Origin of the sequence: Bacillus sp. Bos-x628 (genome assembly GCF_040500475.1) — a bacterium.
Taxonomy (GTDB): Bacteria; Bacillota; Bacilli; order Bacillales; family Bacillaceae; genus Bacillus; species Bacillus maqinnsis.
In genome coordinates this window covers 2,470,846-2,496,382 of record NZ_CP159358.1, presented here as the reverse complement: position 1 = coordinate 2,496,382, position 25,537 = coordinate 2,470,846, and the positions used below count along the sequence as shown (strand labels likewise).

The window sequence follows — 25,537 nt, the reverse complement described above, 5'->3', positions numbered from 1 at the left end:
CGAATCCTCCCTTCCTTTTTATTTTCTTTATTTATTAGTAAACTCTTCCAATTTCATTGACTGCTTTTTCTAAGCTTTTATCATACGCTTGAACAACTTTTTGATTCGTCTCAAACGATCTATAGGCCGTTGTCATTTCTGTATATGATTTGGTGACATCTACGTTCGACAGCTCTGATACCCCTTGACTTAACGTATAGGACATTTGACCGTTATTTACTGCACTTGGAAGAGGCTGGTTATTAGCCGTGCGGTACAAATCATTTCCTTCACGTGCAAGATTTCTTGTATCCATGGCTACTCGTACATCTATTTGTCCGAGATTTCGCCCATTTTCACTCACTATTCCATCCGCATTTACTTTGAAATTCTCACTTTGAACAGTAATCGGCTGACCAGTCACTGAAAGAAGTGCACGTCCATTAATGTTGAGCTGCTTTTGTTCATTTAATGTGAATGAGCTGCTTTTCGTATATCGAACACCATTTTGTGTATTGACTGCATAAAACAGAGCCGCTTTTTTGTTGGTCTCCGGATTCATTGGCACATTATTTTCTACTAATGCGACATCGGTTGTTTGATCAGTCGTTTTTAATGTCCCTTGTGTAAATTGCGGGATGAGTTCTTGCATATATGTCCCTGTATTGATTCCACCAATCGGCGTTTGCTGCGGGATACTAAAGCTTTTGCCTGAAGATGTTTGAAAACGTCCAGATTCCATTCGGCTTAGCAGCATTTCTGGAAATGCTCGCATTGCCCCTTCATCCGCTTTATACCCCGGTGTATTCGCATTTGCGATATTATTTGAAAGCATTTCTGTCCGTCGCTCCTGAGCGATCATTGCAGATGTTGCTGTATAGAGTCCTTTTAACACGTGCGCTCACCTCATTATGTTCTTTCATGACGTCAAACAATCTGTACACAATCTTCTACGATCTATATCGGCTTATTTTAAAGTTCTTTAATCAAAATCCCCCATTCTTTCTAAAAAAAGAATGAGGGATTTCATTAACTGAGTTTGCGCTTTGGCAACTTATCCATATTATCAAGCATCACACCTGTACCAACTGCCACACAGTCCATTGGGTTTTCTGCAACGAAAACCGGTACTTTCAGTTCTTCTGCAAGCAATTGATCAAGCCCGTTTAGAAGTGCTCCGCCACCTGTAATGATGACGCCACGATCAATAATATCAGCTGATAATTCAGGCGGTGTTCTCTCAAGAACTTGCTTAGCTGCCTGAACAATAACAGATACAGATTCACGTAATGCTTCTTCTACTTCTTTGCTTGTAACGGTAATCGTTCTAGGTAATCCTGTCACCATGTCTCTGCCACGAATAGAGATCTCTTCGTGACGTGCGTCTGGGAATACCGTTGCAACTTGGATCTTAATATCCTCTGCTGTGCGCTCACCGATCAACAGCTTGTACTCTTTTTTAATGTAGTTGAGAATTTCCAAATCAAATTTGTCTCCAGCCATTTTAATAGAAGAGGCGGTCACAATGTCACCCATAGAGATGACAGCGATATCTGTCGTTCCGCCTCCAATATCTACGACCATGTTTCCACTTGGCTGAAAAATGTCCATACCTGCACCAATTGCAGCTACTTTTGGCTCTTCTTCAAGAAATACATGCTTCCCGCCGCTTTTTTCAGCAGCTTCTTTGATCGCCTTCTGCTCAACAGATGTAATGTTTGTTGGGCAGCAGATGAGCATACGCGGCTTAGAGAATAACCCTTTGACATTTAATTTGTTAATAAAATGTTTGAGCATTGCTTCCGTTACTTCAAAATCAGCAATCACGCCATCTTTTAATGGACGAATCGCAACAATATTCCCAGGCGTACGTCCAACCATACGTCTAGCCTCTTCTCCAACAGCCAGTACTTTCCCGCTGTTTTTGTCAAGCGCTACAACAGATGGTTCATTTAACACAATTCCTTTTCCCTTGACATGAATCAGTACATTTGCAGTACCAAGATCAATTCCAATATCCCTAGCAAACATCTATATATATCCTCCTTGAAAAATCTGTTTCCATAGCAAATACCACATTCTGCCCTAATTATATATTCTATCATAATTTGCTGAAAAAAAGATATTTCTTTACAAAAGTCTTTACAAAATTTGTGGTTAGAAACTACCGATATGAGGAAGATATATATATCATGTTTATGAACAAAGAACTAAGCTTACTGTTTAACAGGCTCACCTTCTAAAATTTCTTCTTTTTTATACTTTAACTTGGTGGCTTCTCCCCCTCGAAGGTGTCGGATTGATTTATGATAATCCAGTATCTCCTTAACCTCATTAGCCAGATCTGGATTAATTTCTGGCAGCCTTTCTGTTAGATCCTTGTGTACAGTACTTTTAGAGACTCCAAATTCTTTCGCAATCACACGAACGGTTTTCTTTGTCTCCACGATATACTTGCCTATCTTGATTGTTCGCTCTTTGATGTAATCGTGCACACCACTCGACCTCCCTAAAATGGATGTGAGAAGTGTGAAATGAGATCCGTATAAAGACTATGCATTTTCAGCGGCACTTGTTCATCTTAATTTAACATCCATTAGGTAGTAAATGCCAAACACGACCCCTCACCTCAAACACTCTCTTTGTCAGGTTTGTAACAGTGTATTAGCATTGCATAGGGATTATGCTAAAAATGAAGATGGGACAAGGGATTTATCAGAAAATGCGAAACAGAAAATCATTTCGAGCACCGTACATTTTCACTTTACAAGGGTGTGAGTAACACGTAAAATAGGAAAGGTCATTTTATTTACCTAGCTAACTATTTAATTAAGGTGAGCATATGGATACGTTAAACAGAGAGTGTTTACATCAAATACATCAGAGCGCACGCCTGCTTTCTAAAAAGGCAAACGAAGCGCTCGCTGCTTATGACTTGTACATGTCCCAATGGACTGTGCTTTTTTGTTTGGACACATTTGGCCCTAAAACGCAAAAAGACATTTGGACGTATTTAAATGTCGAAGCTCCTACTATTACCCGAACTGTTACCCGATTAGAAACAAACGGCTGGGTGGAACGTGTACAAGGAAAAGACAAACGAGAAAATCTCATCGTGATGACGGATGATGCGAAGGCAAAATTTGAAGAAATCAAACTTACGATGGAACAATTTGAAGAAGAATGTCTTTCAGACTTTACCTATGAAGAGAAACTGCTTCTCCATACACTTTTACACAAATTATCAACTAAATAGGGAGTGACATTTATCATGAACGAACGCATTTGGACGAGAGACTTTATCATGATTGTCCTGGTGAATTTATTTACCTTCACCTCTTTTTATGCCCTTTTGACATTGTTGCCCATTTACACAATGAATGAATTAAATGGAACAGAATCACAAGGCGGTCTGCTTGTAACTGTCTTTTTATTATCTGCTATTGTGACAAGGCCATTTTCCGGGGCCATTATTGAGAAATTCGGCAAAAAAAGAATGGCGATTATCTCTTCCACGGCTTTTGCCTTACTAACATATCTTTACATTCCGACTGATCATTTTCAATCGCTTCTTATGCTACGTTTTGTACAGGGGATCTTTTTCAGCATTTTGACCACAGTAGCCAGTGCTATCGCTGCAGATATGATTCCAAAAAATAAACGCGGAGAAGGATTGGGATACTTTGTGATGTCCATGAACTTAGCAGTCGTCATCGGTCCGTTTATCGCACTGAATCAAGTAGGGAAAGTAGGCTTCCATTCATTATTCCTTCTGTTTTCCATCATCGTGACCATCGGAGCAGCTTTTACAATGATGATTAGACAGCCAGAACCTGAAACAGGCGGAAGCGTCATATTCCGATTCACGTTTTCACACCTATTTGAAAAAGGTGCACTAAAAACAGCGACAGTCGGCATTATTATTTCATTCTGTTATTCGCCTATTATTTCATTTATTTCAGTCTATGCAAACTCTCTTCATCTCATGGATGCAAGCAGTTATTTCTTCATTGTGTTTGCAGCAGCTATGCTTGGATCACGCCCATTTACAGGTAAGCTTTTTGACCGAGTAGGACCAAATATTGTGATCTACCCATCTATTGCTCTTTTTGCCGTTGGCTTATGTATGCTGACAGCCATACACTCAGCGACGATGCTTCTTTTATCAGGCGCTGTGATCGGCCTTGGCTATGGCTCTTTAGTTCCATGTCTGCAAACACTTGCGATTCAACACTCTCCAGCCCATCGCACAGGCTATGCAACGGCTACATTCTTTACACTTTATGATACTGGTATTGCTGCTGGCTCATTTGTATTCGGCATCCTTGTCAGCTTTACAGACTTTTCCAACATTTATCTTGTTGCAGGTATCTTTGTATTGCTGAGCATGGCTGTTTTTTATTGGAGTGAACGAAAACCTCAAGAGGCAAAAGCCAAAAAGGTTTCAGTCTCAAAATAGGATACTGTTTTAAACTTCACTTGAAACATGCTAAAATATAGAATATTTCAATTAAAACGTACAGACTCGTTTGAAAAATTAAATGGCATTAAGTGAAAGTATAGGTGATGTTTTGAATTACGAATTGTTTAAAGTCATACACGGGATGGCTCATCATTCTAAGTTTTTAGATCAGACCATGATTTTCATTACGAAAAAAGCCATTTTAGTATATGCCCTTTTATTACTGATTTGCTGGTTTTTCGGTAATCATAATTTTAAGAAGCACGTCTTTTTCTCTGGTGTAACAGGCATCATGGCGCTCATTGTCAATTTTTCCATTACACTGTTTTATTATGTAGAGCGACCGTTTGTTGCACATAAAGTCGATATACTCATTCCACACTCGGCAGACGCTTCCTTCCCAAGTGACCATACAACAGGCGCTCTGGCTCTTTCATTAGCCATTAGGTCCCGTAATAAAAAGATTGGCAACCTCTTGCTCATCTTTGGTTTACTAACAGGTTTCTCACGTATCTGGGTCGGTCACCATTATCCATTTGATATCTTAGCCAGCTTCATCGTGTCAATTGTGGTTGTCTTTATGATGAATAAATTAAGGAAATTCTTCGACTCTCCAATTGATCGCATCGTGACATTCTATGAGACAATTGTCGGGAAAGTCTTCAGAAGGAAGCAAAAAAATCAAAGCTCTGGCCTTTCAAACTCCTAAGCGACTTGTGATAAAGTGATGAAGATTCTGCTCTATCCTGTCGCTTTTTTTATTGCTTTTCTCCCTTTCACCATATTTGAGAAATACAGACTCACCCCAATGCCGATGAGAGAAATGATGATCAATGTCCAGCCTAAACGCTCAAAGTGGGCTCTGGCAATCTCGTGACCAAACAGCATCCCAAGAATAGCTGATGAAAGAATGGAACCAAGATAACGACATGTTTGAAAAAGTCCAGAAGACGTGCCAACCATTTGTTGAGGGCTTGCTTTGAGCATCGCGGCTTGAAGTGCTACATTGCCAATGCCGTAACTAAACCCAAACAAAGCAAGGATTACTCCTTTCCCCCATAATGGCGCAAGAATAAAAAAGAAAGTCATTGCAACAGCCCCTGCCAACATCAAAACAGTGCTTGCTAAAATCGGTTGACGTTCATCACTGCGATCAACCCACTTACCTGTCAGCGGTGACACAATGATACTCACCCCTGACATACACAGCATAAAAAGACCCGTCATCTCGACCCGCCAGCCCAATTCATCCTGAAAATAACTCGGTAGACCAAAAAAGAGACAATAAAAGAAAATATTTAAAATAATAAATTGTACATATACGAGTGAAAGGCGCTTCTCCTCTCTAAACATTCGAATATGAATAAACGGATAATCCACTTGACATTCCCACCATATAAAAGCACCTGCACTTAATAGACAGAGTACTCCCTGTGCGTACTCAATGCCATCAACTAGTGACAATAAGAAAGAAAGTAACAGCACAATACAAGATGTAAAAAGGAGCATTCCTGTTAAATCAAGCTTTCTCACTACCTCTCCCATTCGAAGCCCTCTTTTTTTCTGCTCCTTAGGAAACAAATACATCCCAAGGGCAAAGCTGATAATGATAAAAGGCAGATTCACTAAAAAAATAGCGGGCCAGCCGCCAAGCGTCATGAGAAATCCGCCAAGCGTCGGACCAAGCGCTGTCATTGCAGAAGCAAAGATCGACAACACCGCCATTGCAGACGCCTGTCTTTTCTTAATATGATCACGAATTAATCCAACACCAGATGGATAGATGGCACTGCTGCCAATCGCCTGTAAAAGACGAATCACAATCAGTACCGCAAATGTCGGAGCAAACGGTGCACTAACTGCAGAGATGGCAACAAGAGCTAATCCGCATAAAAATAATGTTCTTCGGCTCATCACATCATCCCCAATTCGTCCGCTCACTGGCTGCGTGACAGCGCTGGCTAAATAGAATGTTGAAATGAGCCAAGAAACTGTCGTAAACGACAAACCAAACTCGTGCTGAATTTGATGTAGGGCCAAAGAAATCATCGAGGAATTCAGCGGGTTTAGCATCGTTCCAAATGCGATAGCGATTAAAAAGATTTTACGGTTGTCTCTTGATACGTTCAATACACCGGCTCCTTCCTTACAATTGAATTCATCCTTGCCTGTCCTTTCGTTATTATGAGTTCCATTTTCCTTTTTTACCCCCTGTAATTCATGAGAAAGGACAGTTCTCTCTCGCGAGAGCAAGACATACATTATTAAAAAGCATGCTTGTTGGAAAAACACACATATCTAAAGCCTGCGATCTCCTTATCAGGAGCACGGCTAAGAAGGAGGAGAAGCATATTTTTAAAAAAAGACGGTTTTGGGTCCCAGTATTTTTATCGGTTGCAGTATTACTTCTGTCTTCGTGTAGTTCAAATGAAACAAATGGGAACGGAGATAAACGTAATTCTACAGCGAAAGGGTCCCCGATTTTAGAGGATGGAAAATTTATTTTTGCAGCATCAGGGGAATTTCACCCATTCAGTTATATGGTTGGAAACCATATGTCCGGCTTTGACATTGATGTAGGCAATGCGATTAGCGACAAACTCGGCCTAGAGCCTGTACAGAAAAAATACAAATTCGCTGGCATTGTCGAAGGCGTCAAGGTAGGAAAATTTGATGCTGCAGTTGCCAGTCATACCATCAATGAGGAACGAAAAAAACACGTCCTTTTTTCTAAACCCTACTATTACTCAGGTCCACAAATCTTTACAAGACCTGGATCAAATATCAAAAGTGCTGAAGACTTAAAAGGCAAAGAAATCGCTGTTTCAAAAGGCTCATCCTACGCCGAGATTGCAAAGGAACATAGCAGACAGGAACCAAAATATTACGACAGTGATGTGGTCGCCTTAGAAGCATTAGCCAATGGAAAACACGACGCTGTTGTGACTGATTTTGCCACGGGAGCAGGAGCGATGAAGAAAAAACTAACAATCGAAGCGCAAAAAAGACTCGGACAAAGTGAGCAAGCGATTGCTGTGTCAAAGGGTAATGAAAAGCTGATCAAAGAGATTAACGATGCAATCGACGCCCTCAGAAAAGACGGAACATTAAGACATATTAGCGAAAAGTACTTTAACGAAGATATTACTGTCAAACAAGATTAAAACCACGATTGTGCGCCCCTCTAAGGCGCACTTTCTTCCAATGGAGATGATGGTTTTGCCTAGCCTATCACACTTTTTTCAAACGCTCATTGGCTCTAGAGGGGTTTTCATTGAAGGGATGCTGCTCACCTTACAACTGACTGTGATTAGCATCTTAATTGGAATGGTCATCGGACTCTTCTTTGCCTTACTGAAAATAGCTCGTGTGGCCGTTTTCGGTTATATCGCCAACGCCTACATATTTCTTGTGAGGGGAACACCGCTTATTGTCCAAATCTTCATTTTATACTTTGGACTTACAGAATTAAATATACCTGACTTCTGGGCAGCTTCCATTGCGCTTGCTTTTCATAATGGTGCCTATATTGCAGAGATATTCAGAGGAGCCATCCAATCAATTGACCAAGGGCAAAAGGAAGCAGGACGCTCTCTTGGCATGGGACGTTTTTTAACCATGAGACGAATTATTCTTCCACAAGCGATGCGGCGTGCCCTTCCCCCTCTTGGAAATCAACTTATTATCGGCTTAAAGGACTCATCACTCGCAGCTTTTATCAGTGTCAATGAATTGTTTAATGTGGCCACTACTCAAGGCTCCAACAGCTTTGACAATATGACGTATTTACTCGTTGTTGCCGTTTACTACTTGATCCTAGTCCTACTGTTAACATTCGCAGTCCAAACCTTTGAAAAGAAACTTTCAGTCAGTGACCAATAGGAGGAGAAGCATGACAGAGTCAAAAGAAATCATCCGTGTTGAAAAATTAAATAAATACTTCGGAGACTTACATGTCTTAAAAGATATTGATCTGACAGTATATGAAAATGATGTCGTCGTCTTAATTGGTGCAAGCGGTTCTGGAAAGAGCACGTTACTGAGGTGTATGAACTTTTTAGAAATGAAAAGTGATGGAGACATCATGATCGACGGCAATCCGATTCATCCAAAACGTGACCAATTAAATAAAATGAGGCAAAAAATTGGCATGGTGTTTCAACATTTCAACCTTTTCCCGCACAAAACCGTGCTTGAAAACATCATTGAGGCGCCTGTTATGGTCAAGAAAACGAAGAAAGCGCAGGCCATAGCTGAAGCCAAAGTCTTGTTAGAAAAAGTCGGGCTTGCTGATAAAGAAAAGGTGTATCCTTCAAAATTATCAGGCGGACAAAAGCAGCGAGTCGCAATTGCACGTTCTCTCGCTATGAAACCTGATGTCATGTTATTTGACGAACCTACATCCGCTCTTGACCCAGAGCTTGTAGGAGAAGTCTTGCAAACAATGAAAAGCCTTGCAAAGGACGGCATGACAATGGTGATCGTTACACATGAAATGGGCTTTGCCAAAGAAGTAGCGGACCGAGTAGTTTATATGCACGAAGGACGCATTGTTGAACAAGGAATACCAGAGGAATTGTTTGATTCCCCTCAGGAGGAACGAACCAAACTTTTCCTCAGCTCTATCTTATAGGTCAAACGACCTCCATTTTTACCGGTCACCACACGTTTCTTCTCATTTTTCATCCATTTATATTTAAAATAACCAAAAACAATGTCAGATAAACTAACATAATTATGTTATATATTACTTTTCTCTCTATAATGAAGAATTAAGAAATTATTAATTCTGAATGATTCGGGGGAATGCAGCATGCAAATGGGTGATACAGTATTTATGTTCTTCTGCACATTACTCGTGTGGTTAATGACACCGGGTTTAGCCTTATTTTATGGAGGACTCGTGAGAAGCAAAAACGTGTTAAGTACAACAATGCATAGCTTAACATCACTAGCCGTTGTATCCATCGTCTGGATCGTGTTTGGCTATTCCTTGGCTTTTGCGCCAGGAAACGCATTGATCGGGGGCTTTGACTGGGTTGGTCTAAAAGGCGTCGGCTTCGAGCCTGGTCCATATAGTGACACCATTCCACATTCATTGTTCATGATGTTCCAAATGACATTTGCCGTTTTAACGACAGCCATCATCTCTGGGGCCTTCGCCGAACGAATTCGTTACTCGGCTGTGGTTGTTTTTACACTCCTGTGGGTCACCTTCGTATACGCACCAGTCGCACATTGGGTTTGGGGTGGCGGTTGGATTGGTAAAATGGGTGCACTTGATTTCGCTGGAGGAAACGTTGTTCATATTTCTTCAGGTGTAGCCGGTCTTGTCGTTGCCATTGTCCTTGGTAAACGAAAAGAAGCAACGAGTTCATCACCTCACAACTTGATCTACACACTTCTTGGCGGAGCTGTCATTTGGTTTGGCTGGTTTGGCTTTAACGTTGGAAGTGCCCTCACACTAGACAGTGTCGCCATGTTTGCTTTTATCAACACCAATACAGCCGCCGCCGCTGGAATAATTGGCTGGCTTTTAGTCGAATGGATGATCAATAAAAAACCAACCATGCTCGGGGCCATCTCAGGAGCCATTGCGGGTCTGGTTGCCATCACACCCGCAGCAGGGTTTGTCACACCATTTGCTTCTGTTATGATAGGATTGATCGGCGGAGTCGTCTGCTTCTGGGGTGTCTTCTCACTCAAAGCAAAATTTGGCTATGACGATGCACTTGACGCATTCGGTCTTCACGGAATTGGTGGTACATGGGGAGGAATCGCAACAGGTCTTTTCGCGACAACATCCATCAATGATGGAGGAGCCAACGGATTGTTCTATGGAGATCCAAGTTTGCTTTGGAAACAAATTGTGGCCATTGTGGCAACTTACCTCTTTGTAGCGATTGTGACTTACGTGATCATAAAAGTCGTCAATATATTCTTCAAAATTCGTGCAACCGAAGAAGAAGAATCAGTAGGTCTTGATTTAACCATGCACGGCGAAAAAGCTTATCAAGATTAAGGAAAAGGGGTGTCTGTATGAGCAAAATGTATAAAGTGGAGATTGTCACACGTCCAGCTAATTTCGAAGCATTAAAGGTGGAGCTTGGGAAAATCGGTGTCACCTCTATCACATTTTCAAACGTACACGGCTGCGGATTACAAAAGGGACATACGGAGCTATATCGCGGCGTCAAAAAAGAAAGCAATGTATATGAACGCTTAAAGATCGAAATTGTGCTGAGCAAAGTGCCTGTCGAACAGGTTGTCGAAACAGCTCAGAAGGTACTCCGCACAGGCGAGCCAGGGGATGGGAAAATTTTTATATATGAAATAGAGAATACGATCAACATCCGGACAGGTGAAGAAGGACCTGCCGCCTTATAACGCATCCCCCGCCATAAGGCGGAGGATTCTTTTGAAACAAAAAAACCTCTGTGACGAATGCACAGAGGATCTTGCAAGAGATTAAGATTGTTTTGTTTCTTCTGACTGACTGCTATCTTTAGATGGATTTGAAGACTTTTCTTGATCAGAGGATTTCCCCTTCTCTTCAGACTTTTCTTCAGATTGCTCTTCAGCAGGCTCTTTGGTCTTATCTTCAGTAGCAGGTTCCTTCGCTTTATCCTCAGCTTTTGGCTGAGCAGGCTCCTTCGCTTCTTCCGTCACTTCTTGCGCTGCCTTTTCAATTGTTGATACAGGCTTATCAATGAAGCTAAGCGGGTTAAGCGCTAGACCTTCCATACGAATTTCAAAATGAACATGGTTTCCACTTTCGGCACCATATAAATTTTTTCCAGAAGAACCGATGACATCATTCTGCTTCACTTCATCGCCTTCTTTTACATTCACTTGAGACAATGATTGATATACAGTCGATAAACCATTTTCATGCTCAATTTCAACCACGTGACCAAGGACTGGATCTTTTTTCGCTTGAACAACAGTTCCACTAAGAGCAGCTGTGACATTAAACACTTTGCCATCTTTATCTGCAAGATCAATACCTTTACTTAAGGTATAGGTGTTATTATAGTTTACAAGTGCTGCTTCTTTTTCTTTTTGATCAGCATCTGCTTCATAGAACTTTTTCACGACAGAAACATTATCAGAATTCTGAACCGGCATAGCAACATTTTCAATTGGCTTGCCAACTTCAACGGCATCATCACGTTGTTCTTGCCCTGTTTGATTCCCATCAGATAGTTGGTCTTTCACATCATTTGATACCGCTTGATACCAAAGTACTGCTGTTAACACGACCGCCGCGCTGACCAAATAAATAGCAGGGAATACCCAGCGCTTACGGAAAAATTGCTGAACTTTTGTGATTTTGGAAGTACTTTTCTTTTCTTCCTCTCTCATTTTTCATCACCTCAGCAACATTCTGAACACTTTTCAGAAAATATATACACACGAAATCATTTTTCTTTTTATTTTGCGCAATCACATAAAAAATATGTATGACGAATGAAAAAAATGGAGGACTCTATCGTGAAAACATTTAACCGCTTGGCAACAGAAGATGATCTTAAAGCGATTGTAGATATTTACAATTCAACCATTGCTTCAAGAAAAGTCACAGCTGATACAGAACCTGTCACAGTGGAAGACCGGCGAAACTGGTTCTTGAATCATTCAGAAAAGCGCCCGCTCTATGTCAAAACAGATCATGAAGGCACCATCTATGGCTGGCTCAGCTTTGAAACGTTTTACGGGAGACCTGCATACAACGGGACCGTTGAAATTAGTATATATTTAAATCAAGATTATAGAGGAAAAGGATTAGGTTCGCTCTTCTTACAGGAAGCCCTTGAATTAGCACCCTCATTAGGCATTCGTACGTTGTTGGCCTTTATTTTTGGCCACAACAAAGCCAGTATTAGGCTATTTAAAAAGCACGGGTTTCACACATGGGGACACTTGCCACGTATCGCTGAAATGGATGGAATCCGATACGACCTAGATATTTTAGGCAAAGAACTTTAAAGCAGAGTTGTCTCTCTGCGAAAAAGTCGCTTTATGATGCGATTAACAGTTGTTGAAACTGTTTCGCATCCTTGAAAAAAAATTTTCTTTGTAAAATATTACCTGTTCTTCAATGAGAAACACTTGTAAAACGACAGTACCTCACCTTAGTATCATCATTAGATAAAGATCGTGTATAAATCAGGCAGTAATTGAAGCAATAAGGAACCATTTGAAGTTTTATCTTCATGAATGAAGATTAGATGTGCATTTACATTTGTGAATTTTCAAGTAAAGGGGTATCCTATTCATTTGCGCTACCCCTTTCTGCTAAATTCATCTCATCAACAATGATACTTGACAATAAGCTCTAATCATTTTAGAATACAAATCGTAATAATTACGAAATAAAGGAGGATGACATTACGTATGCGTGTGAAAATTACCTTAGCCTGTACTGAAACAGGTGACAGAAACTATATCACTACAAAAAATAAACGAACAAATCCAGATCGATTGGAGTTAAACAAATATTCTCCTCGATTAAAGAAATACACCCTTCATAGAGAAACAAAATAATTTTTTAAACTACAAATCGTAATAATTACTCTTTAAGGCGACATAAAAGAAAATGATCACAGGAACAGAAACAAATGAATAAACGAATACCTGTTACTGTATTAAGCGGATTTTTAGAAGCTGGAAAAACAATTATATTAAATCATGTTCTGCACTAAATTGACTTGAGCATGTGCTGACTACACTTCAACCAGAAGCAAAAATCATTGGAACCTCAAAAGGACAGGTACAGCCAAATGACATTGTAAATACTTGGACTATTTGACTTTGAAAAATCAAGTGCATCCGAAGGCAGGTAAAAGAAATCAACGCAGAACATACCCAGCTTACGTTTGAAACAGAAGAATACCAAATCTCCTCCTTTGTTAACGAACGAAGACTTCCCTAGACTAAATACAAAATACATGGCTAGATGCTAGGCTAGAACAGATCGTTCGCGCTAAAGGATTTGCATGGCTGGTAACACATAACGATCTAACCATTTTAATTTCACAGGTCAGAAAATTAGTTGCTATTGAACCGATTGTATATTGAATTGCCGCCATGCCTGAGAAAGAAAAATCACGAATTTTAAATCAGTAACCAGAGCTTCTTGATGAATGGGATGCAGAGTTTGGCAGGTCGACACACAAAACTTGTATTTACCGATGTAGACTTGCCTAAAAGCAGACATCATTCGTACACTTGATTAATGCTTATTAACACCTGAGGAATTGAATCAAGACTGGACAACGTTTGAATACCCCTTTCAATGGAAAATACAAAATTAAACCGGCAGGAGGGTTTTGAGTGGCCAAGAAATCAAAGATTGCAAAAGAAAAAAAGCGACAACAGCTCGTTTTGAAATTTGCAGAATTAAGAAAAGAGTTAAAAGAAAAAGATGATAATGAGGCTTTGCGGAAATTACCTAGAGATTCCTCTCCTACTCGTTTAAAGAATCGTTGTGAATTAACTGGTCGTCCTAGAGGTTATTTGCGAAAATTTAAAATGTCTAGGATTGCATTTCGTGAGCTTGCCTATAAAGGTCATATTCCAGGAGTGAGAAAATCAAGCTGGTAAAGATTGATTTGATTTTATCACAGAACATGTAAAAGTAAAGCTCAGTTCAATGACTAAAAATCTATTTTCCAACCTTACTCTGACATTTTTGATGGATAAAATAGCATTTTAAAAACAGCAGGATATCTGCTGTTTTTCTTATGGTGATTGAGTTAAGACTCTTATCGTTCTTTTTTCAAAAAAGCATTTTCCTCATTTATTATGGCATTTTCTCTTCTTTTCAAGAATAAATGTTCATGATACATTGATGTCACTAACCTCACTAGCCACCAATGTAAGACATTTCTACTTTTTTGTGATTTGATTTATTTGCTTTCTGTTGCTCTCTCTCAGCTGAATATTGGTCATGTCTGTTTGACCATACTTCCTTTAGTAATTTCGTTATTTCTTGATCATCTTCTGTTGCACGAATCATTTGCTTCAGATCAAAACCCGAGGATGCGAAAAGACAAGTAAACAGTTCGCCTCGCGCAGATAATCTTGCTCTATTGCATGAACCACAAAAGGCATCCGAAACTGAGGAAATAATTCCAATCTCTCCTGAACCATCTTCATAAAAAAAACGATTTGCTACTTCACCTGCATAATGAGGTGCTTCAGGTTTGATAGGGTATTCGGAATGAATCAATTCAATGATCTCTTTTTTAGTCACAACATGCTCTAGATTCCATTTATTCGTATTGCCAACATCCATAAATTCAATAAACCTAAGAATGAGTCCCGCTTCTTTAAAATAGGATGCCATTGGCAAAATGTCTTGCTCATTCACACCTTTTTGAACAACCATATTCACTTTAATAGCAAGTCCAGCTTTTTTCGCTGCTTCGATACCATCAAAAACTTTTTGTATAGAGATTTGTCGTCCATTCATTCTCTTAAAACGTTCAGGGTCCAATGAGTCCAAGCTAATGGTAACTCGCTGAAGACCTGCTTTCTTTAACTTATCTGCGTATATAGGTAAAAGGGTGCCATTGGTGGTCATTGCAATGTCTTCAATACCTGGTATTTTAGCAAGCTTTTCTATTAAAATTGGTAAGTCCTTTCGCATTAAAGGCTCACCGCCTGTTATGCGCAATTTAACAACACCTAAATCTTTTGCAAAGAGTTTAGCAAGTCGTTCAATTTCTTCAAAACTAAGCAGTTCTTCTTTATTTAAAAAAGGATAATCTGGTCCAAAGATTTCAGCAGGCATACAGTAAGTACATCTGAAGTTACAGCGATCTGTTACCGATATTCTCAAATCACGCAATGGCCGATTTCTTTTATCTAAAATACTGACCATTCTTTGCCTCCTATTCTATAATGCGCTGGTGATGAGTATAGATATTAAAAGAATCACCTCTTACGAAGCCAACTGTTGTGATGTTTAACTCTTCTGCCATTTTAAGTGCTAGTTCAGTAGGTGCTGATTTTGATATCACAATTGAAACTCCCAGCTTTGCTGCCTTCAATAATACTTCTGAAGATATCCGACCGCTAAACACAAGTATTTTATCTCTTACAAAAATTCGGTGCAGCAAGCAATATCCAAAAATTTTATCCAACGCATTATGTCTTCCTATATCAGTTCTAGTGATGATTAGCTTCTCTGTGTCACACAGTCCAGCATTATGCACGCCACCTGTATGTTGAAATAACTGGCTTTCATTTTGTAAACACATCATCAAATGAATACAGGTTTCGGCAGAAATATTAATTTTATCAATTGCTGTTTTAGCTGTCTTCACATCTTGAAGAAAGTAAAAGTGTCTACCTTTGCCGCAGCAAGATCCAATAACCCTTTTGGTAAAATCCGATGAACGAAAATTCTTTGTGTCATTCAATTCAACATAGGCAAAACCCATACTTTCATCTATTGTAAACCTTTTGATCTCATTTTTAAATCGAATGACTCCTTCGGAAGCTAAAAATCCAATAACCAATTCTCTCAAATGTTCTGGTGAACAAACAAGTGTCACAAACTCTTCGCCATTTACCATAATGGTTAACGGAAATTCTTCTACAACTTCATCTGTTTTGCAATTAAATTTGCCCGCACGATATTGATGAATAACTCGTTCTTTTTTAACAGATAGATTCATTTTATGATCTTCCTTTCAACATCAATTTTTTATGTGAACCAATAGAATTATGATTTTTTAAAAGTAAGAAAAAGGAAACATCATTCTATCTTATCAAACTTTTTAATTGCTTTATATGGGTGGGCACACAATGAACAAATCAAAAAATCGTTGGCTTATCGCTACGATTGCTGTTGAAATCCATTTGTCAATAGAATTTCCATGAATGGAGTGTTTTGACGAATGATAGATTCTGTTGGTACTCTGGCTTAATTTTTCATTGCCATCATCATATCCCTTCTCATTCGAAAGGATATCTATCAGCTTAGAGAATTAAGCCTCGCTGCCACTTCCTCCATCTTTGCTCGTACTTAAATTAAATTTGACAGAATCGCAATGTAAAGGTAATTTTTAGATATGAAAACGCTTCAAAAAAGTATAGGAGGGTGATGATATCATGGGAAAAACTAAACACAAGGGACCTATTAAACTCAATAAAAAACCCTCGCCTAAGCTATGGGCCTCTTTTGCTCCTATGGGAATTGGAAAAGTGAAACCTAAACATATCAGAGATACAATGAAAGTGGCTTGGGAAAACAAAGATAACCTTCCTTACGCTTATCGTATTTTAACACAGGGCGTTTGTGACGGATGTGCGCTTGGTGTATCAGGTTTACACGATCAGACACTTGCAGGACCTCATATATGCACGACAAGGCTAAATCTACTTCGGCTTAACACCATGCCAGCCATTGATCCAAAATGGTTTCAAGATATTCATCAATTACAAAAAATGGATAGCACCTCTCTTCGTAAACTTGGACGTATTCCTTATCCACTTATCCGAAAAAAAGGCGAGAATGCCTTTTCACGAATTTCTTGGAATGATGCATTAGATCAAATCGCTGCTAAGATCAAATCGATTGATAAGCGTCAGCTTGCTTTCTACTTAACGGCTAGAGGGATTACGAATGAAGTTTATTATACCGCTGCTAAGGCTGCACGATTTATTGGTACAAATCATATCGATAATGCTTCCCGCATTTGCCATTCGCCAAGCAAAACAGCCCTTAAACGTTCTCTTGGAATAGGCGCTTCTAGCTGTAACTACAGTGATTGGATTGGAACAGATGTATTGGTTTTTTGGGGTTCTGTCGCAGCAAACAATCAACCTGTTTCCACTAAATATATGTATGCTGCTAAAAAGAAGGGAACAAAGATTATTGTTATCAATCCATATAAAGAGCCAGCTATGGAAAAGTATTGGATTCCTTCTATCCCAGAAAGTGCTCTATTCGGCACAAAAATTGCTGATGATTTTTACCAAGTCAATATAGGGGGCGATATTGCATTTATGAACGGCGTCATGAAGCACTGGTTTGATATGGAGCAAAAAGCTCCTCATTCCGCTCTCGACCATGAGTTCATTCAAGCACACACAACAGGCATAAAGGATTTAGAGCAGCATGTCTCGAAGCTAAAATGGGAGGACTTAGAAACATCATCAGGCATATCGAAAGAAAGAATGAAGGAGTTCGCATTATTGCTAGCGAGTGCCAATTCAGGTGTTTTTATTTGGAGCATGGGACTGACTCAACATCGTTTTGCAACAGATAATATATCGCAAGTTGCAAATCTCGCCATGTTACGTGGATTTATTGGCAGAAAACATTGTGGTGTCATGCCGATTCGCGGACACAGCGGTGTACAGGGGTCAGGAGAAATGGGTGCCGATCCATTTGTTTTACCAGGCAGTGATTTTGATGAAGAGAATATTAAAAGAGTCGAGAAAATATGGGGCTTTGATCTTCCTAAATGGCATGGTGATACCATTGGTCAATCTTTTGAAAAGATGGCACTTCCTAAAGAACACCCGCAAAAGCTCAAAATACTGTTTACTAGCGGAGGAAACTTTTTAGAAACCATGCCTAATCCAGAAACGATCGAAAAAGCTTTATCTGAACTAGAACTGCGTGTCCATCAAGATATTATATTGAACACCTCTACACTTGTAGAGGCAGAAGATGCTGTAATTGTTCTGCCAGCTATGACGAGATACGAACAGCCAGGCGGAGGAACGTCGACCAGCACAGAAAGGATGGTTTATTTCAGTCCAGAAATTGAGGGTCCACGTATTGAAGAAGCAAGAGCAGAATGGGAAATTTATATAGATCTTGCTAAAAGAGTCCGTCCAGAAGATGCAGAACTTATACATTTTGAAAGAGCTGACGACATTCGTCGTGAAATTGCAATTGCTAACCGAAACTATGATGGAATTCAGCATTTGCGTCATAAAGGGGACGTTTTTCAATGGGGAGGTGCTTGGCTTTGCGAAGATGGAATCTGTCCGACGCCAGATGGAAAAGGACACCTTCTTCCAGCGCAGCTTCCTAAATATCGGAAAACGGAGGGACATTTCAATATTACGACAAGACGAGGGAAACAGTTTAACTCAATGATTTACAGTGAAAAGGATGCCTTTAATGGAGGAATGCGCCATTCTATTCTAATGAATGAAGAAGATGCAAAAGAGCTATATGTCGAAGCGGGTGACCTAGTTGTTCTCTTTAATCAATATGGATCCTATCAAGGTGTCGCTCAATTTGGAGAGCTGAAACGTGGCAATATCGCCATTTATTGGCCAGAAGGGAACGTACTAATACCGAAAGGCGTATATGAGAGCTATTCTCAGATTCCAGAATATCATACGGCAGCGGTATTAGAAAAAGCTGAAACCTTTCATGCAAGAAAGGATCAGCGCTATGTCGAGAAACGAATCGATGAACTTGAAACAACCTTAAATTAAAGAAAGCTGGGGCATTGTTTTCCCCAGCTGCTCTTAAGTGTCTACTGACCGAATGAACTCGCTTCTTTCTGCAGAATGTAATTCAGCTCTTTTGCATTCGCTGCCGACTGATATTTTCCACCGCCAGCTTTTGCGACAGATTGCAAACTTTTTGCTTCATTTTCTTTCACATCAAAGCCAATGATATTGACAATCGTATCAATTCCGTCTTCATGTAATTCTTTTGCTGCTTGTGAAGGATTTCCGCCACAAGTTTCTTGACCATCACTGACAACATACACGATATTTTTTCCTTCGGCTTGATGATCTTCAAAATCTTGCTTTGTATCAGTTAGTGCTTTTGCCAATGGCGTCCAACCTGTTGGTCCATAAACATTTAATGCTTGATTAAATGCCGTTTGTTCATATGTTCCAAATCCATAGACTGCTTCAGAGCTAGCGCATGAAATGGCTTTTCCAGCATTTTTATTGTTGCCTTCATGACCAAAAACACGAAGCATGACCTGCGTATCTTCTGATAAAATACTTGAAAAGCTCTGGATAGAGCGCTTGGCAATATCAATTTTCTTCTCACCTTCTATTGATTGTGCCATACTACCGCTTAAGTCTAGTAATATGACCACGTGAGCAGGTTCCTTCTTTGTAACAGCATGAACCGGTGAAGAAAGAAGTAAGACAAGACTAGCTAAAATCGTCAAGATGATATTCTTTTTCATCAATTGTGACACTCCTTTTTCACGTTTTGTACGGAAAAAGAGAAACGATAGCACGAATCAATCGTTCCCCTTCTCTTCAGCAAGTTATTCGTGTAGTTTTAATGATTCTGCCGTTAATATAGACTCCATCTCTTTTCCAGTACTGGCTTGATAGTATCGACCTTTACCAGCTTTGGCAACTTGAATCAGTTGGCCTTCATAGCCTTCGTTAAAGTCTAATCCAATGACATTTACGACAGTAGATCCTTTTGATTTATGCAATTCTTTTGCTACTTTCACTGGATCTCCGCCACAAGTTTCTTCGCCATCAGTAATTAGATAAATAATATGTTTGGTTCCCTTATGCAACTGTATATCCGTTTGTTTTGCACTTTCAAGAGCACGTGCTATTGGTGTCCAGCCATTTGGCCCAAGTCCGTTTAAGGAGTTTTCAAAACTTTGTTTTTCATAAGGCTGTACGCCGTAAACTCCTCTAATGACTTCACAAGATTGAGCTTTGCCTGAATTTTTGTTATTTCCTTCAGAACCAAATAAGCTCATACGAATGTTGGCGTTTTTCGGAAGTGACTGTGCAAATTTAAATACCTCTTGTTTTGCTAGGTCAAATTTGCGCTCACCATCTACTTTTCTTGCCATACTTCCACTTGCATCAAGCAAGATCGTCACTCTTACATCTTTCTGATCTTTTTTGGCTGCTTTTGCCTCTGCAAGTACTGGTGAAGAGACTGACATTGATAATGTCAATGCAGCTAAGGCTACGAGTGTAAATACTTTTTTTAACATACTTTTCATTCCTCCTTATGTATTTGATTGAAACACCTTAATCGTAAAAGATTCTTTCTTGGAATGGTATAGGACACGATCCCTTTTTCTCTTTCATCTAAATCACTATAAAGCAGTTAGATGTCTAGATATTTTCACCTAACGCATCATTTTTTTCCTAAATTTCTCTGTCTTTCGAGCGACTTTGTATCAGCCATCAGTGCTTGTCAGGACATAAATGTTTAAGATTGCCTAACCTGCGTCTTAAGTCTCAATTTGACACAGTCTGTTCAAACCTTCTTGAAAAAATAAAAAGATGCCCCGTTTAGGAGACACCTTTGTTTTTATTTTTTCGCCATATATGTGTTGAGAAAGCGGTCAGCTGACTCAATTTTAATCCCTTTATAGTAATGTTTCACGATGCTTTCTACTTTTTTTCCTGACTGCGCCATATAATGTGCACCGTATTGACTCATGCCTACACCATGGCCATATCCTTTTGTTGTAATGACAATTTGTTGACCCTTTCGCTTCCAAGTAAAGTCTGCAGAGTGGAGTCCGAGTGATTCTCGAATATCTCTACCTGTTAGGGTTTTACCGTTTATGACTGCTTTAGCTACTTGATTTCCAGGTGTCCGTTCTGTGATCTCTCCAACCTGATTTCGATTGTTGAGGGTCACACCTAATTTTTGCTGAAACTCACTTACCGTCATCGTTTTTGTGTTTTGAAATTTCGGTGAAGCTGAATCCCATTTGCTTGAGACACTCTTTAAATAAGGGATTTCATTTTTCCAATAGGCTTCAGCATTTTCAGTCTGTCCATTACTTGTTGAAAAGAAAGAAGCATCAATTGGCTTTTCATCATAAGTCAGTACTTTACCTTGTGTGCTAGCCACAGCCTCTGTGACCTTTTTCAGTTTCCAATTGTACTCTTTCCCCCAAATTTTCTTTAGTTCTTGCTTGTTTTTGTAGACTTGAAACATTTGTGTGTCATCGACAAGTGATCCTTTAGGTGATTTTACTGTCTTATCAATGATCATTTGTCTGACGATATACGTTCTGGCGGCGAGAGCCTGCGCTTTCAGTGCCTCAATTTCAAATTCTGCCGGCATTTCAGAGGCTACTACCCCGATGACATACTCTTCTAAAGGGATATTCTCTACCTGCTGATGCACTGAACGATACACGGGTATGGAGACGGGTGATTGCTTCAATTTAACTGAACCTTTCACTTCTTTTTTCAATGATGGTTCTGCTGCTATGTGTTGATTGGCCGCCGTTTCCCCTTGGAACGTCGGCAATACAAGTAAGGTTGGAATCATTAAAATGATGATGCATATTCCTGCAATTGTCCATATCATTGGTTTCATATTTGGCTGCCCCCATTTGTCATTGAATCTCTTTTATCCTATGGACAAGGACAAGCTAATATGACAGGTTCTTTCATTCATTAGACAAGTCATTATGCTACTAGGTATATGATCATTCTGATTAGATTTACTGGTCGTCTTTATGAATAAAATGTAAGACAATTGGATACACTAATGATAAGCTTTTGAATTATTCATTCTATGATTCTAAAAAAAAAATCAGCATGTCGCTGTCGACACACTGATTCCTTTTTTATTACGCATTCAGATCTGAAACGACCTGTTCCTTTGTGATATCTGCTGATTCTTCGCTTACTCTTTCGATATCCGCACCGATTGCTGCAAGTTTTTGATGGAAATTTACATAACCACGATCAATGTGCTTCAATTCAGTGACACGTGTATGACCTTCTGCCACTAATCCAGCAAGTACAAGTGCTGCTCCTGCTCTCAAATCAGTAGCTGCCACTTCAGCTCCTTGAAGTTGAACTGGTCCATTGATAATGACAGAACGACCCTCAATTTTAATATCGCCATTCATTCGGCGGAATTCCTCAGCATGCATAAAACGGTTTTCAAAAACAGTCTCTGTGATCATGCTTGTTCCGTTCGCACGAAGCAATAGCGCCATCATCTGAGATTGCATATCCGTTGGGAACCCAGGATGCGGCATTGTTTTTAGATCAATTGGCTTGAGCTCAGATGGTCCAATCACTCTTAAACCTTCTTCTTCTTCAATGATTTGAATACCCATTTCTTCCATTTTCGCAATAAGCGATGTAAGATGTTCTGGTACTGCACCTTTCACAAGGACATTTCCTTCTGTAATGGCTGCTGCTACCATGAAAGTACCTGCTTCAATTCTGTCAGGGATGATGGTATGTTTTGCACCGTGAAGTGTTTCTACACCTTCAATCTTAATCGTACCAGTACCTGCTCCGCGAATCTTACCGCCCATGGCATTGATGTAGTTTGCCAAATCAACGATTTCTGGTTCTTTTGCAACATTCTCTAAGATTGTTGTTCCTTCTGCTAATGCTGCTGCCATGATGATGTTTTCAGTTGCTCCTACACTTGGGAAATCCAAATAGATTTTCGCACCTTTTAGTCGACCTTTTACTTCAGCCTCAATGAAACCATTACCTACTTGAATTTTAGCTCCCATCGCTTCGAATCCTTTTAAATGCTGGTCAATTGGTCTTGAACCAATTGCACAGCCGCCAGGTAATGCAACTCTTGCATGACCTGTTCTAGCCAAAAGTGGTCCCATGACGAGCACAGATGCTCTCATTTTACGAACATACTCAAACGGAGCCTCAGTTTGTAATGCATTAGATGCGTCTACTGATACTTCGTTATTTTCAAAATGTACTTCTGCTCCTAAATGACGTAACACTTCATTGATTGTATATACATCGGAGAGCGTAGGTACATCACAAATTACGCTTTTTTCTGTACTTGCTAACAAAGATGCAGCGATAACTGGTAAAACGGCATTTTTCGCGCCTTCTACTTTAACTGTGCCGTTTAACTTTTTACCGCCGCGGACGATGATTTTTTCCAAGGTCTTCCCCTCCGCGTCCCAAATTCTCTATATTAATATTCAGTCGTTACGATTGGTGTGCCAACCGTAATCGTATGTTTTTCGTTCATTTCCGAACTTCTGATGGCAATTTGAAGATTCATTTTATCATTTGAAGTCATAATGAACTGTTCCCACTTATCTGTGTAAGCGGAAAGCGATACAAATTTAGACTCAACGAGATACTCAACTGGCTTTGCTTGAAATTCATTAGCTAACATTTCAGCTTTTTTTTGCAAAACAACATCCATCATACCATTTACATGACCATCGAGACAAGTAAAAATCACAATTTTTTCTTGTAATATGCTTTTTGCATGACGTACGAACTGATCATATGTATTATTCCAAGTATTCAGGGGGCGAGCACCTTTTTGCTCATATAATAAATACGACTTTTGTTTGTTTTTTGTGTCGGTCTTTACGAGTAAAATTTTTGAAAATGTATCATTTTTTTTGTCTTTGTACGTTCCTGTAACTTTGGTGACATGTTTTTCTTTTTTTTCAGTCCACTCATACTGTCGTAGTTCGTCTTTCAAACGTTTCACTTTTTTAGAAAATTGTTTTGAGGTGATGTCCATATTTGTTTTGGCGTGAAGTGTCCAGCCATCGACTTCCACTTGCTGTTGTTTGAGACCTTTCGCCATTTGAGCGAGCGGTGATAATTCTTCGGCACGAACACCCTGAAACATAAGGACAAATAAAAGAATAAACGCTAACAATTGCCAACCTTTTAAATACTTTCTCACTTGTCATTCCCCCTTGCTACAAGTGTTGCCGCAAGGAGAGGAATGCATACGTGGAAAAAGTGATTAAAAAGCCATACTTTTGACGCTTCTGTTTATGTTCCCGCAGGTGGATGTGGCCAAACCTTCATTTAAAACATATAAGGGATTTGTCTGGAGAAATTTAAATAATCTAGGAAGAAATTGCTGACTGTTGATGCAATGGCAATGGTGAGTAGCATCATTAGCAATCTGGCTTGAACGACTTTCCCTTTTTTAATCAATGGTTCAATATTAACGGCAAGCAAAGCCCACCAGGTAACAGCAATAAAAAATAGATGGATTACAATACTGACAATTGCTTGTTGTCCCAGATCTTCCATACAGTTCGATCCTCCTTGTATTTATTTCTGTAAAGGAAAACTCCCTTTCATTATATCCCCGAAAAATCGGAAAGATGATTCATTTGGAAAAAAGAGCTACATTTAGCGTGAATCTCCTCTTATGTTGATGCCAAGGAGATGATATACTGCGTGTGGAAGGAGCTGAACATATTGAAAGATTCTTTTCCCCACTTTGTTGATTTGTACGGAGAACTGCTTCCCTCCTTCGATCATGAATGGGAGGCCATTGCATTCTACTTTGATTATAGACAGTCACAGCTAGAAGAATTAGCACAATTGTGTCATTTTCATCACATTTCTTTGGATTATTCACAAGAGAGCCTTTATCAGCTAGAATCTTTATATTTTCATGCTTTTGCTCAGCAGCTTTTTGCTGAGTGGAAAATGCCAATTGATGCATTAGAAGCCATGATGAGTGTATATGTGGGAGAGGTAGTGATTCGACATCATCCCGATGCTGACTGGGTCGTGCGCCCTTATATGGACTCCTCGCATCAATATACGCTTGGTTTGCGCCGAAACAATAAAACGTGGCATAGTATGCAGTTTTGTGAGCATTTATATCTTGAAAAACAAGCATCTCATCCTTATGTGTCTTTATATCATTCGTTCATGTAATTCTTAAAAAAACCCTTCTTATCTTAGTGATAAGAAGGATTTTCCATTTTATTTCCCTGCTACATTTAAACGGTTTAACGCTCGTTTTAATGCGAGTTCCGCCCGGCGTACATCACTTTCATTCGGGTGGTTCAAATGCTCTTCAGCACGCTGTTTTGCTAATTTTGCACGTTCTACATCAACTTGCTCTGATGTTTCAGCGGCTTGAGCGAGAATTGTCACCTTGTCAGGACGAACTTCAATGAATCCGCCACTGACAGCTACCAATTCAGTTGAATTCCCATTCTTTAAGCGAACAGCACCGATTTTTAACGGAGCAACCATTGGAATGTGGCCAGCTAAAATTCCAAGCTCACCGCTTTCTGCTCTTACACTGACCATTTCCACATCCGCTTGATACACTGGGCCGTCGGGAGTAACGATATTGACTTGAATGGTCTTCATGCT

Annotated in this window: 28 protein-coding genes; 14 read left to right on the top strand and 14 right to left on the bottom strand. The window is 39.7% G+C overall.

Annotated elements, in window-relative coordinates:
- Window positions 1-34: 34 nt before the first annotated feature.
- The 3 genes from ABVJ71_RS12885 to spoIIID form a co-directional block, all read right to left on the bottom strand.
- Entirely contained in the window at window positions 35-874 is an 840-nt protein-coding gene (locus ABVJ71_RS12885; RefSeq protein ID WP_353854365.1) for a flagellar hook-basal body protein, read from the bottom strand.
- 134 nt (window positions 875-1,008) lie between these two features.
- The gene (gene mbl, locus ABVJ71_RS12880) at window positions 1,009-2,010 is read right to left on the bottom strand and encodes a cell shape-determining protein Mbl (RefSeq protein WP_353854364.1); all 1,002 of its coding nucleotides are present in this window, start codon (window positions 2,008-2,010) and stop codon (window positions 1,009-1,011) included.
- 185 nt (window positions 2,011-2,195) lie between these two features.
- Entirely contained in the window at window positions 2,196-2,474 is a 279-nt protein-coding gene (gene spoIIID / locus ABVJ71_RS12875; protein ID WP_008343327.1) for a sporulation transcriptional regulator SpoIIID, read from the bottom strand.
- A gap of 347 nt (window positions 2,475-2,821) precedes the next feature.
- On the opposite strand from spoIIID, the gene ABVJ71_RS12870 reads away from it, so the two are divergent.
- The 3 genes from ABVJ71_RS12870 to ABVJ71_RS12860 all read left to right on the top strand — a co-directional run bounded on the left by ABVJ71_RS12870 (window position 2,822) and on the right by ABVJ71_RS12860 (window position 5,150).
- Window positions 2,822-3,235, top strand: coding sequence for a MarR family transcriptional regulator (locus ABVJ71_RS12870; RefSeq protein WP_353854363.1), 414 nt, complete (start codon window positions 2,822-2,824; stop codon window positions 3,233-3,235).
- Window positions 3,236-3,250: 15 nt separating this feature from the next.
- Window positions 3,251-4,438 carry an MFS transporter gene (locus ABVJ71_RS12865; protein WP_353854362.1) on the top strand — a complete coding sequence of 396 codons (1,188 nt, stop codon included), beginning with the start codon at window positions 3,251-3,253 and terminating at the stop codon, window positions 4,436-4,438.
- A gap of 112 nt (window positions 4,439-4,550) precedes the next feature.
- Window positions 4,551-5,150: an undecaprenyl-diphosphatase gene (locus ABVJ71_RS12860; protein ID WP_353856664.1), complete on the top strand. Its 600-nt coding sequence runs from the start codon at window positions 4,551-4,553 to the stop codon at window positions 5,148-5,150.
- 32 nt (window positions 5,151-5,182) lie between these two features.
- Here the strand turns inward: ABVJ71_RS12860 and ABVJ71_RS12855 are convergent, their stop codons facing one another.
- Window positions 5,183-6,571 carry an MFS transporter gene (locus tag ABVJ71_RS12855; protein WP_353854361.1) on the bottom strand — a complete coding sequence of 463 codons (1,389 nt, stop codon included), beginning with the start codon at window positions 6,569-6,571 and terminating at the stop codon, window positions 5,183-5,185.
- Window positions 6,572-6,714: 143 nt separating this feature from the next.
- On the opposite strand from ABVJ71_RS12855, the gene ABVJ71_RS12850 reads away from it, so the two are divergent.
- The 5 genes from ABVJ71_RS12850 (at window position 6,715) to ABVJ71_RS12830 (ending at window position 10,828) form a co-directional block, all read left to right on the top strand.
- On the top strand, window positions 6,715-7,605 hold the full coding sequence (locus ABVJ71_RS12850; protein ID WP_353854360.1) for a transporter substrate-binding domain-containing protein: 891 nt from the start codon (window positions 6,715-6,717) through the stop codon (window positions 7,603-7,605).
- Between the two features lie 40 nt (window positions 7,606-7,645).
- Window positions 7,646-8,323: an amino acid ABC transporter permease gene (locus ABVJ71_RS12845; protein WP_353854359.1), complete on the top strand. Its 678-nt coding sequence runs from the start codon at window positions 7,646-7,648 to the stop codon at window positions 8,321-8,323.
- 10 nt (window positions 8,324-8,333) lie between these two features.
- Window positions 8,334-9,074 carry an amino acid ABC transporter ATP-binding protein gene (locus tag ABVJ71_RS12840; protein ID WP_353854358.1) on the top strand — a complete coding sequence of 247 codons (741 nt, stop codon included), beginning with the start codon at window positions 8,334-8,336 and terminating at the stop codon, window positions 9,072-9,074.
- Between the two features lie 180 nt (window positions 9,075-9,254).
- A complete protein-coding gene (locus ABVJ71_RS12835; protein ID WP_353854357.1) occupies window positions 9,255-10,463 on the top strand; it encodes an ammonium transporter in 1,209 nt (402 codons plus the stop codon).
- Between the two features lie 17 nt (window positions 10,464-10,480).
- Window positions 10,481-10,828: a P-II family nitrogen regulator gene (locus ABVJ71_RS12830; RefSeq protein WP_353854356.1), complete on the top strand. Its 348-nt coding sequence runs from the start codon at window positions 10,481-10,483 to the stop codon at window positions 10,826-10,828.
- Between the two features lie 81 nt (window positions 10,829-10,909).
- Here the strand turns inward: ABVJ71_RS12830 and ABVJ71_RS12825 are convergent, their stop codons facing one another.
- Complete coding sequence (locus ABVJ71_RS12825; RefSeq protein WP_353854355.1) at window positions 10,910-11,806, bottom strand: M23 family metallopeptidase; 897 nt, start codon at window positions 11,804-11,806, stop codon at window positions 10,910-10,912.
- 114 nt (window positions 11,807-11,920) lie between these two features.
- On the opposite strand from ABVJ71_RS12825, the gene ABVJ71_RS12820 reads away from it, so the two are divergent.
- The 4 genes from ABVJ71_RS12820 to rpsN all read left to right on the top strand — a co-directional run bounded on the left by ABVJ71_RS12820 (window position 11,921) and on the right by rpsN (window position 14,047).
- On the top strand, window positions 11,921-12,430 hold the full coding sequence (locus ABVJ71_RS12820; RefSeq protein WP_353856663.1) for an N-acetyltransferase family protein: 510 nt from the start codon (window positions 11,921-11,923) through the stop codon (window positions 12,428-12,430).
- 408 nt (window positions 12,431-12,838) lie between these two features.
- Entirely contained in the window at window positions 12,839-12,988 is a 150-nt protein-coding gene (rpmG, locus tag ABVJ71_RS12815; RefSeq protein WP_353854354.1) for a 50S ribosomal protein L33, read from the top strand.
- A 393-nt stretch (window positions 12,989-13,381) separates the two neighbouring features.
- Complete coding sequence (locus ABVJ71_RS12810; protein ID WP_353856662.1) at window positions 13,382-13,522, top strand: GTP-binding protein; 141 nt, start codon at window positions 13,382-13,384, stop codon at window positions 13,520-13,522.
- A gap of 255 nt (window positions 13,523-13,777) precedes the next feature.
- On the top strand, window positions 13,778-14,047 hold the full coding sequence (rpsN, locus tag ABVJ71_RS12805) for a 30S ribosomal protein S14 (protein WP_353854353.1): 270 nt from the start codon (window positions 13,778-13,780) through the stop codon (window positions 14,045-14,047).
- 262 nt (window positions 14,048-14,309) lie between these two features.
- On the opposite strand, the gene moaA is transcribed toward rpsN, so the two are convergent.
- Window positions 14,310-15,329, bottom strand: coding sequence for a GTP 3',8-cyclase MoaA (gene moaA / locus ABVJ71_RS12800; RefSeq protein ID WP_353854352.1), 1,020 nt, complete (start codon window positions 15,327-15,329; stop codon window positions 14,310-14,312).
- A 10-nt stretch (window positions 15,330-15,339) separates the two neighbouring features.
- Window positions 15,340-16,128: a formate dehydrogenase accessory sulfurtransferase FdhD gene (gene fdhD / locus ABVJ71_RS12795; RefSeq protein WP_353854351.1), complete on the bottom strand. Its 789-nt coding sequence runs from the start codon at window positions 16,126-16,128 to the stop codon at window positions 15,340-15,342.
- Window positions 16,129-16,564: 436 nt separating this feature from the next.
- Between fdhD and ABVJ71_RS12790 the strand changes: the two genes are divergently transcribed.
- Complete coding sequence (locus ABVJ71_RS12790; RefSeq protein WP_353854350.1) at window positions 16,565-18,913, top strand: FdhF/YdeP family oxidoreductase; 2,349 nt, start codon at window positions 16,565-16,567, stop codon at window positions 18,911-18,913.
- Window positions 18,914-18,954: 41 nt separating this feature from the next.
- On the opposite strand, the gene ABVJ71_RS12785 is transcribed toward ABVJ71_RS12790, so the two are convergent.
- From ABVJ71_RS12785 to ABVJ71_RS12760, 6 genes are all read right to left on the bottom strand, one after another.
- The gene (locus ABVJ71_RS12785; protein WP_353854349.1) at window positions 18,955-19,629 is read right to left on the bottom strand and encodes a VWA domain-containing protein; all 675 of its coding nucleotides are present in this window, start codon (window positions 19,627-19,629) and stop codon (window positions 18,955-18,957) included.
- An 84-nt stretch (window positions 19,630-19,713) separates the two neighbouring features.
- Window positions 19,714-20,412: a VWA domain-containing protein gene (locus ABVJ71_RS12780; RefSeq protein WP_353854348.1), complete on the bottom strand. Its 699-nt coding sequence runs from the start codon at window positions 20,410-20,412 to the stop codon at window positions 19,714-19,716.
- Between the two features lie 323 nt (window positions 20,413-20,735).
- Entirely contained in the window at window positions 20,736-21,761 is a 1,026-nt protein-coding gene (spoIID, locus tag ABVJ71_RS12775) for a stage II sporulation protein D (RefSeq protein WP_353854347.1), read from the bottom strand.
- A 256-nt stretch (window positions 21,762-22,017) separates the two neighbouring features.
- Window positions 22,018-23,325, bottom strand: coding sequence for a UDP-N-acetylglucosamine 1-carboxyvinyltransferase (gene murA, locus ABVJ71_RS12770; RefSeq protein WP_353854346.1), 1,308 nt, complete (start codon window positions 23,323-23,325; stop codon window positions 22,018-22,020).
- Window positions 23,326-23,357: 32 nt separating this feature from the next.
- Window positions 23,358-24,092: a YwmB family TATA-box binding protein gene (locus tag ABVJ71_RS12765; protein WP_353854345.1), complete on the bottom strand. Its 735-nt coding sequence runs from the start codon at window positions 24,090-24,092 to the stop codon at window positions 23,358-23,360.
- 128 nt (window positions 24,093-24,220) lie between these two features.
- The gene (locus ABVJ71_RS12760; RefSeq protein ID WP_353854344.1) at window positions 24,221-24,451 is read right to left on the bottom strand and encodes a DUF1146 family protein; all 231 of its coding nucleotides are present in this window, start codon (window positions 24,449-24,451) and stop codon (window positions 24,221-24,223) included.
- 138 nt (window positions 24,452-24,589) lie between these two features.
- On the opposite strand from ABVJ71_RS12760, the gene ABVJ71_RS12755 reads away from it, so the two are divergent.
- Window positions 24,590-25,090, top strand: a complete 501-nt coding sequence (locus ABVJ71_RS12755) for a hypothetical protein (RefSeq protein ID WP_353854343.1) — start codon at window positions 24,590-24,592, stop codon at window positions 25,088-25,090.
- Window positions 25,091-25,138: 48 nt separating this feature from the next.
- Here the strand turns inward: ABVJ71_RS12755 and ABVJ71_RS12750 are convergent, their stop codons facing one another.
- Complete coding sequence (locus ABVJ71_RS12750; RefSeq protein ID WP_353854342.1) at window positions 25,139-25,534, bottom strand: F0F1 ATP synthase subunit epsilon; 396 nt, start codon at window positions 25,532-25,534, stop codon at window positions 25,139-25,141.
- Between the last annotated feature and the right edge of the window lie 3 nt (window positions 25,535-25,537).

Coding starts and splice junctions, on each gene's coding strand:
- ABVJ71_RS12870 (WP_353854363.1), top strand. CDS start 2,822: ATGGATACGTTAAACAGAGAGTGTTTACATCAAATACATCAGAGCGCA.
- ABVJ71_RS12850 (WP_353854360.1), top strand. CDS start 6,715: ATGCTTGTTGGAAAAACACACATATCTAAAGCCTGCGATCTCCTTATC.
- ABVJ71_RS12760 (WP_353854344.1), bottom strand. CDS start 24,451: ATGGAAGATCTGGGACAACAAGCAATTGTCAGTATTGTAATCCATCTA.
- ABVJ71_RS12755 (WP_353854343.1), top strand. CDS start 24,590: ATGATATACTGCGTGTGGAAGGAGCTGAACATATTGAAAGATTCTTTT.
- ABVJ71_RS12835 (WP_353854357.1), top strand. CDS start 9,255: ATGCAAATGGGTGATACAGTATTTATGTTCTTCTGCACATTACTCGTG.
- ABVJ71_RS12820 (WP_353856663.1), top strand. CDS start 11,921: ATGGAGGACTCTATCGTGAAAACATTTAACCGCTTGGCAACAGAAGAT.
- rpmG (WP_353854354.1), top strand. CDS start 12,839: ATGCGTGTGAAAATTACCTTAGCCTGTACTGAAACAGGTGACAGAAAC.
- ABVJ71_RS12830 (WP_353854356.1), top strand. CDS start 10,481: ATGAGCAAAATGTATAAAGTGGAGATTGTCACACGTCCAGCTAATTTC.
- moaA (WP_353854352.1), bottom strand. CDS start 15,329: ATGGTCAGTATTTTAGATAAAAGAAATCGGCCATTGCGTGATTTGAGA.
- mbl (WP_353854364.1), bottom strand. CDS start 2,010: ATGTTTGCTAGGGATATTGGAATTGATCTTGGTACTGCAAATGTACTG.
- ABVJ71_RS12785 (WP_353854349.1), bottom strand. CDS start 19,629: ATGAAAAAGAATATCATCTTGACGATTTTAGCTAGTCTTGTCTTACTT.
- ABVJ71_RS12865 (WP_353854362.1), top strand. CDS start 3,251: ATGAACGAACGCATTTGGACGAGAGACTTTATCATGATTGTCCTGGTG.
- ABVJ71_RS12780 (WP_353854348.1), bottom strand. CDS start 20,412: ATGTTAAAAAAAGTATTTACACTCGTAGCCTTAGCTGCATTGACATTA.
- ABVJ71_RS12825 (WP_353854355.1), bottom strand. CDS start 11,806: ATGAGAGAGGAAGAAAAGAAAAGTACTTCCAAAATCACAAAAGTTCAG.
- spoIID (WP_353854347.1), bottom strand. CDS start 21,761: ATGAAACCAATGATATGGACAATTGCAGGAATATGCATCATCATTTTA.
- ABVJ71_RS12840 (WP_353854358.1), top strand. CDS start 8,334: ATGACAGAGTCAAAAGAAATCATCCGTGTTGAAAAATTAAATAAATAC.
- ABVJ71_RS12845 (WP_353854359.1), top strand. CDS start 7,646: ATGGAGATGATGGTTTTGCCTAGCCTATCACACTTTTTTCAAACGCTC.
- fdhD (WP_353854351.1), bottom strand. CDS start 16,128: ATGAATCTATCTGTTAAAAAAGAACGAGTTATTCATCAATATCGTGCG.
- ABVJ71_RS12750 (WP_353854342.1), bottom strand. CDS start 25,534: ATGAAGACCATTCAAGTCAATATCGTTACTCCCGACGGCCCAGTGTAT.
- ABVJ71_RS12790 (WP_353854350.1), top strand. CDS start 16,565: ATGGGAAAAACTAAACACAAGGGACCTATTAAACTCAATAAAAAACCC.